Source organism: Burkholderia sp. DN3021 (assembly GCF_049805555.1).
Classification (GTDB): domain Bacteria; phylum Pseudomonadota; class Gammaproteobacteria; order Burkholderiales; family Burkholderiaceae; genus Burkholderia; species Burkholderia pyrrocinia_C.
Genome location: NZ_JBNCAB010000023.1, coordinates 20539 through 33619, shown reverse-complemented (window position 1 = coordinate 33619; position 13081 = coordinate 20539). Strand labels below are relative to the sequence as shown.

Here is a 13081-nt window from a genome sequence, read left to right as displayed (position 1 = left end):
TAACGGAAGAATCGCCGTATGACGCATCGTGTATCCTGGCTGCGCGTTGCCGCAGCATTCTGCGTCGCCGGCGCGGCGTGGTCGGCCGCGCCGGCGCACGCCGGCGTGTTCGACGACAACGAAGCGCGCCGCGCCGTGCTCGACCTGCGCAGCAAGACCGACAACCTGGCGAGCCAGTTGTCCGCCGCCCAGCGTACGATCCTCGATCAATCCGGCCGTCTCGACCAGCTGAACCAGCAGGTCGCGACGCTGCGCGGCGAGAACGAGGACCTGACGAACCGGCTGACGACGCTCGAGCGGCAGCAGAAGGAGTACTACCAGGATCTCGACGCGCGGCTCAAGAAGTTCGAGCCGCAGCAGGCGACGATCGACGGTGTCGAAGGCACCGTGCAGCCGGGTGAAACGGATGCGCTCAACGCGGCGCAGCAGCAGTTCCGCAACGGCAACTTCAAGGCGGCGGCGGCTTCGTTCCGCAGCTTCATCGCGAAGTATCCGCAGAGCCCCCACCAGCCGACCGCGCAGTACTGGCTCGGCAACGCGCAATACGCGCTGCGCGACTACCGCGGTTCGACGGCGACATGGCAAGGGATCGTCAGCAAGTACCCGCAACACCCGCGCGCGGCCGACGCCCTCGTGGCGATCGGTACGAACCAGCTCGAACAAGGCCAGAAGGCGGCCGCGAAGAAGACGTTCGAGCAGGTGGTGTCGCAGTACGCCGGGTCGAACGCGGCGCAGACGGCGCAGGGCAAGCTCGAAACGATCAAATAATTATCGTGGCGGATTGTTGACTCACCGAAAATCCGTCGCTATAATCTTTTGCTCTTTGGGTCGTTCGCCAAGTTGTTGGCGCAACGAACCAGCAGGTTTGAAGAACGTGGGGTGGTAACTCAGTTGGTTAGAGTATCTGACTTTTAATCAGAGAGTCGAGGGTTCGAGTCCCTCCCACCCTACCAACTATCTTTGATAGTGCAATTAAAGCCTCCCGCGTGGAGGCTTTTTTGCGTCTGCGTGTTGCCGTGTCGCGCTCCCTTTGCCCGCGCAACGATCTGCGCGCACGCATCGGCAGGCAGGCCGTCGCGCGCGGCGATCCGTTGCGCGAGTGCCGCAGGCGGCACGGTCTGCTTCGACAGCGCCGGCACGAGACGCTTCAGGCTGTTCGACGGCAGTGCGATGCCGGGGCCGCCGCGCTCGCGCGAAATGCGGGTTCGGTGATGTCTGTCATCCCGAATATCTCCATCGTCATGCGCAACGGCATCGATGAGATGACAGGATGCGAAGCCTGCTGAGCGCCGCGGACGTCATCGCGCAACGGGCGACCCTGGCCGGGCGCCCGTCCCGCGATGACGTTACTCCTGGACGGACTGCGCGGAATCGGCGTCGGTATAACGCGGCTTCGCGCTCTGCAGGTCGCGCGTGTTCTTCTGCACGGCCACCGCGCCGAACAGCGCGAGCACGAACGACATCGCGTAGAAGCCCTTCTCGCTCAGCTGCAGCGTTGCGTTGAAGAGGCCGACGACCAGCAGCGCGATCGACAGCAGCAGCGCGATCCAGCTGAGGCCGTAGTAGATGCCGGTGACGGGGATGCCTTCCGCGCGGTCGCGAACGCTTTTCTGCAGCGAGATCGCCGCATAGAGGCCGAACACCAGCACGGTGAAGTAGTAGCCCTTCTCGTTGAGCTGCATGCCGGCGTTCCAAAGCCCGATCAGGAATGCCGCGAAACCTGCGATCAGTGCGGCCCACGACGCGGCCACGAATGCGAACGACGGCTGCTGGATGGTGGTCTGGTTCATTGCTTTGCCCTCTCTTTCTTCTTGTTCGAAATCGTTTTCGTTGAACTGCGTTTCGCGCATGGTAGCAGCTTTGGCGCGCGCCAAGACGGCCGCGCTTGCAGTCTTACATGCCGCGCTGTGCGCGCCGCCAGCGCCCGGGCGTCGTGCCGAGCACCGCACGAAACGCCTTGCCGAAGGCCGCCTCGGATTGGTAACCGATCGCCTGGCCGATCTCCGCCTGCCCACGCTGCGTATCCTGCAGCAGCGCGCACGCGTGCATCATCCGGATCTGCGCGACGAACGCGCCGACACTCATCCCGGCTTTCTCGCGGAAATGCCGTGCATAGGTCGCGCGCGACATCGCCGCTGCGTCGCCGAGCGACTCGACCGTCCACGGCTGCTCCGGCGCCTGCAGCACGGCCTGGACCGACGGGCCGAGCCGCGCATCGGCCGCGAGCGCGAGCCAGCCGGACGGCACGCGCGCGTCGCGGCCGTACGCGCGCAACGCATACGCGAGCAGCGCCTGGCCGAGCGCATTCACGATCGCGCCGGCGCCCGGCTGCACATTCGATGCCTCACTGCGCAGCACGCTCGTCAGCAATTGCAGCGGGGCAAACCCCGACGCCTCGCGCAACCCGACGTGCAGCACCTGCGGCAGCGTGCGCATCAGCAGTTCGCCCGCGCCGCGCGCATAGACGAACCGTCCGCACAGCAGGTCCACGCTCGCACTGCCCGGTTCGGCCGGATCGAGATTCGACTTGACCGGGACCACCGCGCCGCCGGCGGCGTCCGGTTCGCGCAGCGGCGCGACCGGCCGCGACCGGCCGGCCCCCGCGTCGAGCAGGTCGTGCGCGCCGCCCGCGGGCAGCAGCACGAAATCGCCGTCGGCGAGCTGCAGCGTGCGCCCGTCGGCGGTACGCAGCCGGCACGTGCCGGCCAGCAGCAGGTGGAACGCCGCCTCGCCGGGCGGCAACGGGTCGTGCGGCATCGCGAACGGCCCGTCGAGCAGGCAGCGCACGTCGAGTTCGACATGGCTGCGGCCCAGCGACAACAGTTGACTCAATGCATCCATGAGACGATCGCGCTAAAAATTGACACTCTAGCGTATCGAAACCCTCAGCGCGAACGATCAGAATAGCCCTGCATCGCCCGAGATCGCGGCGCCCGCCGCCCTCCTCACCTCTACTCGAAAGGACGCATCATGCTGAACTGGAACGAATACCGGAAGGAACTCTCGACGCGCATCGGCGATATCGCCAAGCTGTCGCCCGATACGCTGGCCGGCTACCAGGCGCTGGCAGGGGCAGGCGCCAAGACGGGCCATCTCGACGCGAAAACGCGCGAGCTGATCGCGCTCGCGGTGGCCGTCACGACGCGCTGCGACGGCTGTATCGCCGTTCACACGGCCGAAGCGACAAAGCATGGCGCGACTAGGGAGGAAGTGGCGGAAGCGCTCGGCGTCGCGATTGCGCTGAATGCGGGCGCCGCGCTCGTCTATTCGGCGCGCGTGATGGACGCGCTCGGCGACTGAGCGTGACGGATGCGGCGGCGCCGTCGCGGGCCGCCTCGCTGCGTGACGCCCGGCCGCCTGGCCGGGCGGTTGCGCATCGCGGATGCGGATGCGTTACGTATGAGTATGCAGCGCGCTCGCACGGACAACCGTGCCGGCAGGCCGCAGACGCGGCCGCGCGGCGAAGTCGGCTACCATGCGCGAACGATTCATCGTGAGGGAGCGCTCCATGTGCCGCTGGCTCGCCTATACGGGCAATCCGATCCATCTCGAGACCGTGCTGTTCCGCGCGAAGCATTCGCTGATCGACCAGAGCCTGCATTCGGAGCTCGGCGCCACGACCACCAATGGCGACGGTTTCGGCATCGGCTGGTACGGGCACCCCGACGAACTGCCGTTCCGCTATCGCTCCGTGCATCCCGCGTGGAACGACCGCAACCTGCGCGAAGCCGCGCGCGCGATCCGCTCGCGGATGTTCATCGCGCATATCCGCGCGGCGACCGAAACGCCCGTGCAGGAAACCAACTGTCACCCGTTCCGCCACGGCCGCTGGCTGTTCGCGCACAACGGGCTGATCCGCGGCTTCCACAAGCTGCGCCGCGACCTGACGATGAAGGTCGATCCAGCACTGTTCCCGACGCTCGAAGGCTCGACCGATTCCGAGCTGATGTTCCGCCTCGCGCTAACGTACGGCCTCGAGCAGACGGCGCTGCAGGCGCTCGAACGGATGGCCGGCGTGGTCGAGGAAACCGCCGCGCGGCATCGCGTGGCCGACCCGCTCAACATGACGGTCTGCGCGACCGACGGCGAACGGATCATCGCGGTGCGCTACTCGAGCGAACGGCAATCGCGTTCGCTGTTCCACAGCACGTCGTTCAAGCACCTGCACGAGCTGTATCCGCATGACCCGCGCATCGCCGAAGTCGGCGACGACGCGTTCATGGTCGTGTCCGAACCGCTCGTCGACCTGCGCGGCGCGTGGGAGGAAGTGCCGGAGGGCATGGCAATCGTCGCGCACGGGGCGGACGTGCAGCAGCGGCCGTTCGGACCGCGGCAAAAGTAGCGGCCGCAGGCGCGGTACGCGAACCGCAAATAGAGAGATAAAGAGAATCGTTGCGGATCGAGGCGTCAGGCAAGCGTTGACCAACGCGCCAACCACCAGGCCCGTTGTCTCATGGCGCTGCGTCGGCTATAAAGGGCCCATTGATCGAGCCCCCTTACGTTCGATCTTCCCCCTTCCCTTCCCACTCCCGGAGACTCCATGCCCGATCTCGCCACCGCCCAGCAATTCCTGATGACCCGCGGCCTCGACTTCGGCCTCAACCTCCTCGCCGCGCTCGTATTGTGGTTCATCGGCCGCTGGGCGATCCGCATCGGCACGCGCCTGCTCGGCAAGGTCGTACGCCGCAGCGGCAAGGTCGACCCGACGCTCACCGACTACCTGACCTCCGTCGTCGGCGTGCTGCTGACGATCCTGCTGATCCTCGCGATCCTGCAGATCTTCGGCGTGCAGACGACCTCGTTCGCCGCGCTGCTCGCCGGCCTCGGCCTCGCGATCGGCACGGCCTGGGGCGGCCTGCTCGCGCACTTCGCCGCCGGCGTGTTCATGCAGGTGCTGCGCCCGTTCAAGATCGGCGACGTGATCAGCGCAGGCGGCGTCACGGGCACGGTGAAGGAGCTCGGCCTGTTCGGCACGACGATCATCACCGCCGACAACATCGTGACGATCGTCGGCAACAACAAGATCTTCTCGGACAACATCGCGAACTACAGCGCAACGTCGCACCGCCGCGTCGACCTGACCGCGAAGATAGCGAACGGCGTCGACGCGGTCGACGCGATCAACCGCCTGAAGACGTCGATCCAGCAGATCCCGAACGTGCTGACCGACCCGGCGCCGGACGTCGGCGTGCTGCAGTTCACGCCGGAAGGCCCGCTGCTGTTCGTGCGCCCGTCCACGGCACCCGAGAACTACTGGCAGGTGTACTGCGATACCAACCGCGTGATCATCGAGACGTTCCGCGACGCGCAATACCCGACGCCCGAAACGCCGCTCTCGCATCGCAACGCGTAACGGCGGCGCCGGACGAAAAAAGCTGCGTCTGGTGAACCGTTTGCCCAACAGATTCGACTGCTCGTTCGCGGCGAGTCTGTAACCCAGATTCCAGAAAGACAAAACCCCACGCTTCGAAAAACGTGGGGTTCGTCAGCAGTCTGAAGCGTGGCAGCCGCCACGCTTTTTTATTGCTCGGAACAGGAGCTGAAGCGCGCCCGCTCAGCGCCCGCCCGTCCCCCGCGCTTTGTCCGACTGCCGCCCGCGCACGAGCTTCCATACCGCGCCGAGCGCGACCGGCACGATCGCCGCGCCGATGCCCACCAGCACGATCACGTTCAGGTACTGGCGGACGAACGGGATGTTGCCGAAGAAATAGCCGAGCAGCACGAGCAGCAGCACCCAGACCAGCGCGCCGATCACGTTGAAGAGCTGGAAACGCGTGGCGCTCATCGACGACGCACCCGCAACGAACGGCGCGAACGTACGCACGACCGGGATGAAGCGCGCGAGCACGATCGTCTTGCCGCCGTGCTTGTCGTAGAACGAGTGGGTCTTCTGCAGCGCGGCGCGATCGAGGAAGCGCTCGAGCACCGGGATATGGGTATTGAATACCTTCGGGCCGACCCAGCGGCCGATCAGGTAGTTCACGGTGTTGCCGGAGATCGCCGCGACGAGCAGCAGCACGATCAGCGCGCCGACGTTCATTTCGCCTGTCGCCGCGAACGCGCCGCCGATGAACAGCAGCGAATCGCCGGGCAGGAACGGGAACACGACGAGCCCCGTCTCGCAGAACACGATCAGGAACAGAACGAGATAGACCCATGCGCCGTACTGCCGGATGAAATCGCCGAGGAATGCGTCGATATGCAGGACAAGGTTGACGAAATGAAGCAGCGTATCCAAATGCGATTCCTCGAAGGCGAAAGGGCGAAAGGACCGGAACGGTCGGAAAAGGCGGAAGCACCCGCCGGCCAAGGCGGCGCGCGCGACGGAGCCATCATACCGAAACTACCTTAAGGCTCCGTGAAAAAACGTAACCGCCGGTCGCCCCGGCACGCATCCGCCGCCTCGCTATAATTCGGCCATGTCCGATATCACCGAAACGGCCGCGGGCGCCGCGCCCGCCCCCGCTCCGCGCCCGCTGCGCGCGATCCAGCCCCTGCCCGACCAGCTGATCAGCCAGATCGCCGCGGGCGAGGTCGTCGAACGCCCGGCGTCGGTCGTCAAGGAGCTGCTCGAGAACGCGATGGATGCCGGCGCGACGACGCTGCGCATCGTGCTGGAAGAAGGCGGCGTCAAGCGCATCTCGATCACCGACGACGGTTGCGGGATTCCGCCCGACGAGCTGGCGCTCGCGCTGATGCGCCATGCCACCAGCAAGATCCGCTCGCTCGAGGAGCTCGAGGCGGTCGCGACGCTCGGGTTCCGCGGCGAAGCGCTGGCGTCGATCGCGTCGGTCGCCGAGATGTCGATCACGAGCCGGACAACCGATGCCGCGCACGCGATGAAGATCGATGCGCAGACCGGCGTGCTGTCGCCCGCCGCCGGCTCGACCGGTACGACGATCGAGGTGCGCGAGCTGTACTTCAACACGCCCGCGCGGCGCAAGTTCCTGAAAAGCGAGCAGACCGAATTCGGCCACTGCCTGGAAATGATCCGCCGCGCGGCGCTCGCGCGGCCGGACGTCGCGATCTCGGTACTGCACAACGGCAAGGCCGTCGAGCACTGGAATGCGACCGAGCCCGCGCAGCGCGTCGCGAAGATCCTCGGCGACAGCTTCGCGACCGCGCACCTGCCGCTCGACGAACAGGCCGGCCCGCTCGCCGTCTACGGCTGCGCAGGCCTGCCGACCGCGAGCCGCGGGCGCGCCGACCAGCAGTATTTCTTCGTCAACGGCCGCTTCGTGCGCGACAAGCTGCTGACGCACGCGGTGCGCGCGGCCTACGAGGACGTGCTGCACGGCGACCGCTACCCGTCGTACGTGCTGTTCCTCGACCTGCCGCCCGAAGCCGTCGACGTGAACGTGCATCCGTCGAAGATCGAGGTGCGCTTCCGCGATTCGCGCTCGATCCACCAGTACGTGTTCCACGCGGTCCAGCGCGCGCTCGCGCGCCACGCGGGCGCGTCGCCGGAAACCACCGCGGGCGGTCACGCCGCGCATATCGAACCCGCGCCGCGCGGGCCCGCCTCGTTCCTGGACACGCCGCTCGGCCAGGGCCACGGCCCGGCCACCGGCGGCAGCGGCTTCTCGTCGCCGTCGTCATCGTCGGCGGGCAACACCTGGATGCGCCAGGCGCGGATGACGCAGGGCACGCTGCCCGTTGCGCAGCCGCTCGCGCTCTACGATGCGCTGTTCGGCCGCAAGGACAGCGGCGCGGGCACGCTGGACGGCACGACCACCGTCGCCCGCGATTCGGCCGACGCGCCGGGTGCGCCGCTGCCGGGCTTCACCGCGTCGCCGATCGCCGCCACCGCGCACGACGAGCAGCCGCTCGGCTTCGCGCTCGGCCAGATCCACGGCATCTACGTGCTCGCGCAGAACGCGCACGGGCTCGTGATCGTCGACATGCATGCGGCCCACGAGCGGATCCTGTACGAACAGTTCAAGAACGCGCTCGCCGATCGCTCGGTCGCCGTGCAGTCGCTGCTGCTGCCGGTGTCGATGACGGCCACGCCGGTCGAGATCGGCACGGTCGAGGAAGAGCGCGACACGCTCGAATCGCTCGGCTTCGATCTCGCGGTGCTGTCGCCGACGACGCTCGCGATCCGCGCGGTGCCGGCGCTGCTGAAGGATGCCGACCTGCAGTCGCTCGCGCGCGCGGTGCTCGCCGACCTGCACGCGTTCGGCGGCTCGCGCGTGCTCACCGAGCGTCAGCACGAACTGCTCGGCACGCTCGCGTGCCACCACGCGGTGCGCGCGAACCGGCGCCTGACGCTCGACGAGATGAACGCGCTGCTGCGCCAGATGGAGGCGACCGAGCGCGCGGACCAGTGCAATCACGGCCGGCCGACGTGGTATCAGCTCACGCTGAACGATCTCGACCGCCTCTTCATGCGCGGGCAATGAGCGCGTCTTCGCAGTCCACCCCGACGACGATCGCCTGCCTGCTCGGCCCCACCGCTTCGGGCAAGACGGCCGCGGCGCTGGCACTCGCCGCGCGCCGCCCGATCGAGATCGTCAGTGTCGATTCGGCGCTCGTCTACCGCGACATGGATATCGGCACCGCGAAGCCGACTCGCGAAGAACGCGCGAGCGTGCCGCATCACCTGATCGACATCATCGATCCGGCCGATGCGTATTCGGCTGCGGAATTCCGCGCGGATGCGCTGCGCCTGATCGGCGAGATCGCCGCGCGCGGCCGCACGCCGCTGCTCGCGGGCGGCACGATGCTGTACTACAAGGCGCTGACGCAGGGGCTCAACGACCTGCCGGGCGCCGATCCGGACGTGCGTGCGCAGCTCGACGCCGACGCCGCGCGCGACGGCTGGCCCGCGCTGCATGCGCGGCTCGCGCAGGTCGATCCCGACACGGCCGCGCGGCTCGCGCCGAACGATTCGCAGCGGATCCAGCGTGCGCTTGAAATCTTCATGCTGAGCGGGCAGCCGATGTCGGCGCTGCTTGCCGCGCCGCGGCGCGCGGACGATGCGGCCGCCGCGTACCGCTTCGTGCCGGTCGCGCTCGAACCGTCGGATCGCGCGGTACTGCACGCACGCATCGCGCAGCGCTTCGACGCAATGCTCGACGCGGGCTTCATCGACGAAGTCGAACGGCTGCGCCGTCGCGACGATCTCCATCCCGACCTGCCGTCGATGCGCTGCGTCGGCTATCGGCAGGCGTGGGAATTCCTCGACGGCGACACCGACTACCGGACGATGCGCGACAAGGGCATCTTCGCGACGCGCCAGCTGTGCAAGCGCCAGCTCACCTGGCTGCGCGCGATGCCGGAACGGATCGTCGTCGACTGCATCGCGCCGGACTCGACGGCCCGCGCGCTCGACGCGCTCGAACGCGTACTCGACGGCCGCGCGCCGGGCTGACCGCGCCGCCGGCAGCCCGCGTCAGCCTCGCCGGCGCGCTGCCAGATGCGCGCGGGCGCCATCGACGATCAGCGCGACGCCGCGCTCGAACGCTTCGTCGCCGCCGCGCTCGCGCAGCGCGGCCCAGCCCTTCGCGAGCAGCGGATACCCGGCCGCGTCCGGCAGCGGCGCATCGGCTTCGCTGTCCGGCTTCGCCTGTTCTTCCAGCACCCATCCGACCACGAAGCGGCCGAGCGCATACATCACGTCGACCGCTTCATCCGGCGCGAAGCCCGCATCGCAGAGCAGCGCGACCTTGCGTTCGACTGAACCGAAATGCAGCGCGTGCGGCCGCGTACCGGCATGCAGGCGCGCGCCGTCACGATAAGCGAGCAGCGCGTGGCGGAAACTGCGCGCGTTGCCGGCAAGCCATGCATCCCACGCTTCGCCCGGCCGCGGCAGCGACGCGCCGTGGCGCTCGAGCATGATCGCTTCGGCCATCGCGTCGAGCAGCTCGGCCTTGTTCCTGAAATGCCAGTAAAGCGTCGGCGACTGCACGCCGAGCCGCTCGGCGAGCCGCCGCGTGGACAGCCCGTCGATACCGACTTCATCAAGCAGTTCGAGCGCCGCGCGCAATACCGTGTCGCGCGTCAATCGCGCCCCTGTGTCCTTCATCTCTATCACCGATAGGGGAACTATGGAATAATCGCCACTCTATCACCGATAGAGTCACCCGCTTGAATCCGTCCTTGATTGCCATCCTGGCCACGGTCCTGCTCGACGCGATCGGCGTCGGGATCGTGATGCCGATCCTGCCCGGCCTGCTGCGCTCGCTCGCCGGCGCGGGCAGCACCGACACGCACTACGGCGTATTGCTCGCGCTGTACGCGTTCGCGCAGTTCCTGTGCGCGCCGCTGCTCGGCGCGCTGAGCGACCGCTTCGGCCGCCGGCCCGTGCTGCTCGCGTCGCTCGCGGGTGCCGCGCTCGACTACCTGCTGATGGCGCTCGCACCGACGCTTGCGTGGCTTTACGCGGGGCGGCTGATCGCGGGCATCACGGGTGCGAACGTGGCGGTCGCGACCGCGTACGTCACCGACGTCACGGCCGAACCCGACCGCGCACGGCGCTTCGGCCAGCTCGGCGCGATGATGGGCATCGGCTTCATCGCGGGCCCGCTGATCGGCGGGCTGCTCGGCGCGCTGCACCTGCGCGCGCCGTTCGTCGCGGCCGCGCTGCTCAATGCGCTGAATCTCCTGCTCGTGTGGCGAGCGCTGCCGGAATCGCGGCCGCGCTCGGCCCGCGCAGGCCGCACGGTCGCCGCGCTCAACCCGTTCGCGAGCCTGCGCCGGCTGAGCGGCGCACCCGCGCTCGTGCCGCTGATCGGCATCTACGTGATCGTCGCGCTGGTGTCGCAGGCGCCCGCGACGCTGTGGATCCTGTACGGCCAGGAACATTTCGGCTGGTCGACGCCGATCGCGGGGCTGTCGCTCGCGGGCTACGGCGCGTGCCATGCGCTCGCGCAGGCGTTCGCGATCGGGCCGCTGATCGCGCGGCTCGGCGAGCGTCGCGCGCTCGCGCTGGGGCTCGCGGGCGACGCGCTCGGGCTCGCGGTGATCGCGTTCGCGACCGCCGCATGGGTGCCGTTCGCGCTGCTGCCGCTGTTCGCGGCGGGCGGCATGACGCTGCCGGCGCTGCAGGCGATGCTCGCGCGGCAGGTCGACGATGCGCGCCAGGGCGAACTGCAGGGCACGCTCGCGAGCGTGGCCAGCCTGATCGGCGTGGCGGGCCCGCTGGTCGTCACCGCGACCTATGCGGCGACGCGCGCGACGTGGCCGGGGCTCGTGTGGGCCGCGGCCGCGCTGCTCTATCTGCTCGTGCCGCCGTTGCTGGCCGGCACGCGGCCGGCGGGCGCACCGCGGCCGTCCGCCTGAGCGGCGGCAGGCGCCGCCATACGCATCGCCGCGCTCAGTGCGCGAGCGTCACGAGATTCGCATCGCGCACAAGCTGCCAGCGGCCGCCGGCCTTGCGGAAGATCGTCAGCGTATGGCCCGAGCGGCGGATCGTTTCGCCGCCCGGCGGCGTCACGTCGATCTCGAGGAAATTGCGCATGTACGCCCAGTCGCCGATCACGCGCAGCTCGTCGATCCGGTAGCGGCCGTCGACCTTCGGTGCATGCTCCGCACCCGCGTTCGCTTCACGCGACGCGGCCGCGAACGCCGCCTTGTCGAACGGCGGCTTGCCGGCCACCATGAAGATCGCGTCGTCGGCGATCAGGTCGAGCACGGTCGCCAGATCGCCGCGCCGGCTCGACACGAACCAGTTTTCCACGAGCTCGCGGATCGCATGTTCGTCTTCGGTCATCGTCGTCCCTCCTTCATCGGCGCCGCGCGCGGCGCCCGAAAAAAAAGCCGCCCGGATCGACTCCGGGCGGCTTTCCCTGCTGCATCTGCTGCTGGCGGTGCGTCAGACCACGACCGTCTGCGCCTCGCCTTCGCGGGTCGCACGCACGGTGCCGATCTTCCACACCTGTTCGCCGGCGGCGCTCAGGTCGGCGATCGCCGCGTCGGCATCGGCCGCCGCGACGATCACGGCCATGCCGATCCCGCAGTTGAACACGCGGTGCATTTCCGCGTCGGCGACGCCGCCGTGCTCCTGCAGCCACTTGAACAGCGGCGGCAGCGGCCACGCGTTCTGGTCGAGCTCGGCGGTGAGGCCTTCGCGCAGCACGCGCGGAATGTTCTCGACGAGGCCGCCGCCCGTGATGTGCGCCATGCCCTTCACCGACAGCTTCTGCATCAGCGCGAGCAGCGGCTTCACGTAGATGCGGGTCGGCGCCATCAGCGCGTCGGCGAGCGAGCGGCCGTGGAAATCGGCCGACAGGTCGGGGTTCGCGCGCTCGATGATCTTGCGCACAAGCGAGAAGCCGTTCGAGTGGATGCCGCTCGATGCGAGGCCCAGCACCACGTCGCCTTCGGCGATCGTGCTGCCGTCGATGATCTTGCTCTTCTCGACCGCACCGACCGCGAAGCCGGCCAGGTCGTATTCGCCGTCCGGGTACATGCCCGGCATTTCGGCCGTTTCGCCGCCGATCAGCGCGCAGCCCGACAGCTCGCAACCCTGCGCGATGCCCTTGACGACCGTTGCGGCCGTATCGACGTCGAGCTTGCCGCACGCGAAGTAGTCGAGGAAGAACAGCGGCTCGGCGCCCTGCACGAGGATGTCGTTCACGCTCATCGCGACCAGATCCTGGCCGACCGTGTCGTGTTTGTTCAGATGAAACGCCAGCTTGAGCTTGGTGCCCACGCCGTCGGTGCCCGACACGAGCACGGGCTCGCGATACTTCTTCGGCACTTCGAACAGCGCGCCGAACCCGCCAATGCCGCCGAGCACGCCGTCGCGCAGGGTTTTCTTCGCAAAAGGCTTGATCTTGTCGATGAGCGCGTCGCCAGCGTCGATGTCGACGCCTGCGTCGCGATAGGACAGACCCTGAGCGTCGGGAGCGGATTTCGGAGGATTCATGGGGGAATGCGAGAAGGTCGGTAAAATGCGATTTTACCCGAAGCCGGCCCGTTGGCCGGAATTCCCCGCACCGAATCGTCAGGGATTGCATCTTGGTCAACACGTCCCCGTTTTCATCGCCCAGCGAGCCGCGCCGAAACCGGCGCGCCGCCGTGCGTGCGGTCGCGCGTGCAGCCCACGGAGCCGCGGTCCCCGGCGCGTGCCCGGCGT

14 protein-coding genes and 1 tRNA gene are annotated in these 13081 nt (G+C 68.2%); 9 read left to right on the top strand and 6 right to left on the bottom strand.

The genetic code is table 11. The features are described from left to right. Positions 1-18: 18 nt before the first annotated feature. The 3 genes from ybgF (at position 19) to ACPUER_RS14235 (ending at position 1286) form a co-directional block, all read left to right on the top strand. On the top strand, positions 19-768 hold the full coding sequence (gene ybgF, locus ACPUER_RS14245) for a tol-pal system protein YbgF (protein WP_175962490.1): 750 nt from the start codon (positions 19-21) through the stop codon (positions 766-768). Between the two features lie 108 nt (positions 769-876). Then, a tRNA-Lys gene (locus ACPUER_RS14240) sits at positions 877-953 on the top strand. A gap of 45 nt (positions 954-998) precedes the next feature. After that, positions 999-1286 (top strand): hypothetical protein, encoded by a 288-nt coding sequence (locus tag ACPUER_RS14235; protein WP_425131412.1) that lies wholly within the window; start codon positions 999-1001, stop codon positions 1284-1286. Positions 1287-1346: 60 nt separating this feature from the next. Here ACPUER_RS14235 and yiaA read toward each other — a convergent pair whose 3' ends face one another. Both yiaA and ACPUER_RS14225 read right to left on the bottom strand, forming a co-directional pair. Next, positions 1347-1790, bottom strand: coding sequence for an inner membrane protein YiaA (gene yiaA / locus ACPUER_RS14230; protein ID WP_425131411.1), 444 nt, complete (start codon positions 1788-1790; stop codon positions 1347-1349). Positions 1791-1893: 103 nt separating this feature from the next. After that, the gene (locus ACPUER_RS14225) at positions 1894-2841 is read right to left on the bottom strand and encodes an AraC family transcriptional regulator (protein ID WP_310138103.1); all 948 of its coding nucleotides are present in this window, start codon (positions 2839-2841) and stop codon (positions 1894-1896) included. A gap of 129 nt (positions 2842-2970) precedes the next feature. Between ACPUER_RS14225 and ACPUER_RS14220 the strand changes: the two genes are divergently transcribed. The 3 genes from ACPUER_RS14220 (at position 2971) to ACPUER_RS14210 (ending at position 5353) form a co-directional block, all read left to right on the top strand. Next, a complete protein-coding gene (locus tag ACPUER_RS14220; protein ID WP_034182812.1) occupies positions 2971-3300 on the top strand; it encodes a carboxymuconolactone decarboxylase family protein in 330 nt (109 codons plus the stop codon). Positions 3301-3508: 208 nt separating this feature from the next. Further along, entirely contained in the window at positions 3509-4342 is an 834-nt protein-coding gene (locus ACPUER_RS14215) for a class II glutamine amidotransferase (protein WP_425131410.1), read from the top strand. Between the two features lie 198 nt (positions 4343-4540). Beyond that, positions 4541-5353: a mechanosensitive ion channel family protein gene (locus ACPUER_RS14210; RefSeq protein ID WP_425131409.1), complete on the top strand. Its 813-nt coding sequence runs from the start codon at positions 4541-4543 to the stop codon at positions 5351-5353. A 201-nt stretch (positions 5354-5554) separates the two neighbouring features. On the opposite strand, the gene ACPUER_RS14205 is transcribed toward ACPUER_RS14210, so the two are convergent. Continuing rightward, positions 5555-6238, bottom strand: coding sequence for a DedA family protein (locus ACPUER_RS14205; RefSeq protein ID WP_072436255.1), 684 nt, complete (start codon positions 6236-6238; stop codon positions 5555-5557). Between the two features lie 181 nt (positions 6239-6419). Between ACPUER_RS14205 and mutL the strand changes: the two genes are divergently transcribed. Beyond that, entirely contained in the window at positions 6420-8402 is a 1983-nt protein-coding gene (gene mutL, locus ACPUER_RS14200) for a DNA mismatch repair endonuclease MutL (protein ID WP_425131408.1), read from the top strand. Then, positions 8399-9373 (top strand): tRNA (adenosine(37)-N6)-dimethylallyltransferase MiaA, encoded by a 975-nt coding sequence (gene miaA, locus ACPUER_RS14195; protein ID WP_175962480.1) that lies wholly within the window; start codon positions 8399-8401, stop codon positions 9371-9373. The genes mutL and miaA overlap by 4 nt, the downstream gene beginning before the upstream one ends. A gap of 21 nt (positions 9374-9394) precedes the next feature. Here miaA and tetR read toward each other — a convergent pair whose 3' ends face one another. After that, the gene (gene tetR / locus ACPUER_RS14190) at positions 9395-10027 is read right to left on the bottom strand and encodes a tetracycline resistance transcriptional repressor TetR (RefSeq protein ID WP_425131407.1); all 633 of its coding nucleotides are present in this window, start codon (positions 10025-10027) and stop codon (positions 9395-9397) included. Between the two features lie 62 nt (positions 10028-10089). Between tetR and tet(64) the strand changes: the two genes are divergently transcribed. Continuing rightward, complete coding sequence (gene tet(64) / locus ACPUER_RS14185) at positions 10090-11283, top strand: tetracycline efflux MFS transporter Tet(64) (RefSeq protein ID WP_310138117.1); 1194 nt, start codon at positions 10090-10092, stop codon at positions 11281-11283. Positions 11284-11317: 34 nt separating this feature from the next. On the opposite strand, the gene ACPUER_RS14180 is transcribed toward tet(64), so the two are convergent. Then, positions 11318-11713 (bottom strand): YybH family protein, encoded by a 396-nt coding sequence (locus ACPUER_RS14180; RefSeq protein ID WP_425131406.1) that lies wholly within the window; start codon positions 11711-11713, stop codon positions 11318-11320. A 102-nt stretch (positions 11714-11815) separates the two neighbouring features. Further along, on the bottom strand, positions 11816-12871 hold the full coding sequence (gene purM / locus ACPUER_RS14175) for a phosphoribosylformylglycinamidine cyclo-ligase (protein ID WP_175962477.1): 1056 nt from the start codon (positions 12869-12871) through the stop codon (positions 11816-11818). Positions 12872-13081: the final 210 nt, after the last annotated feature.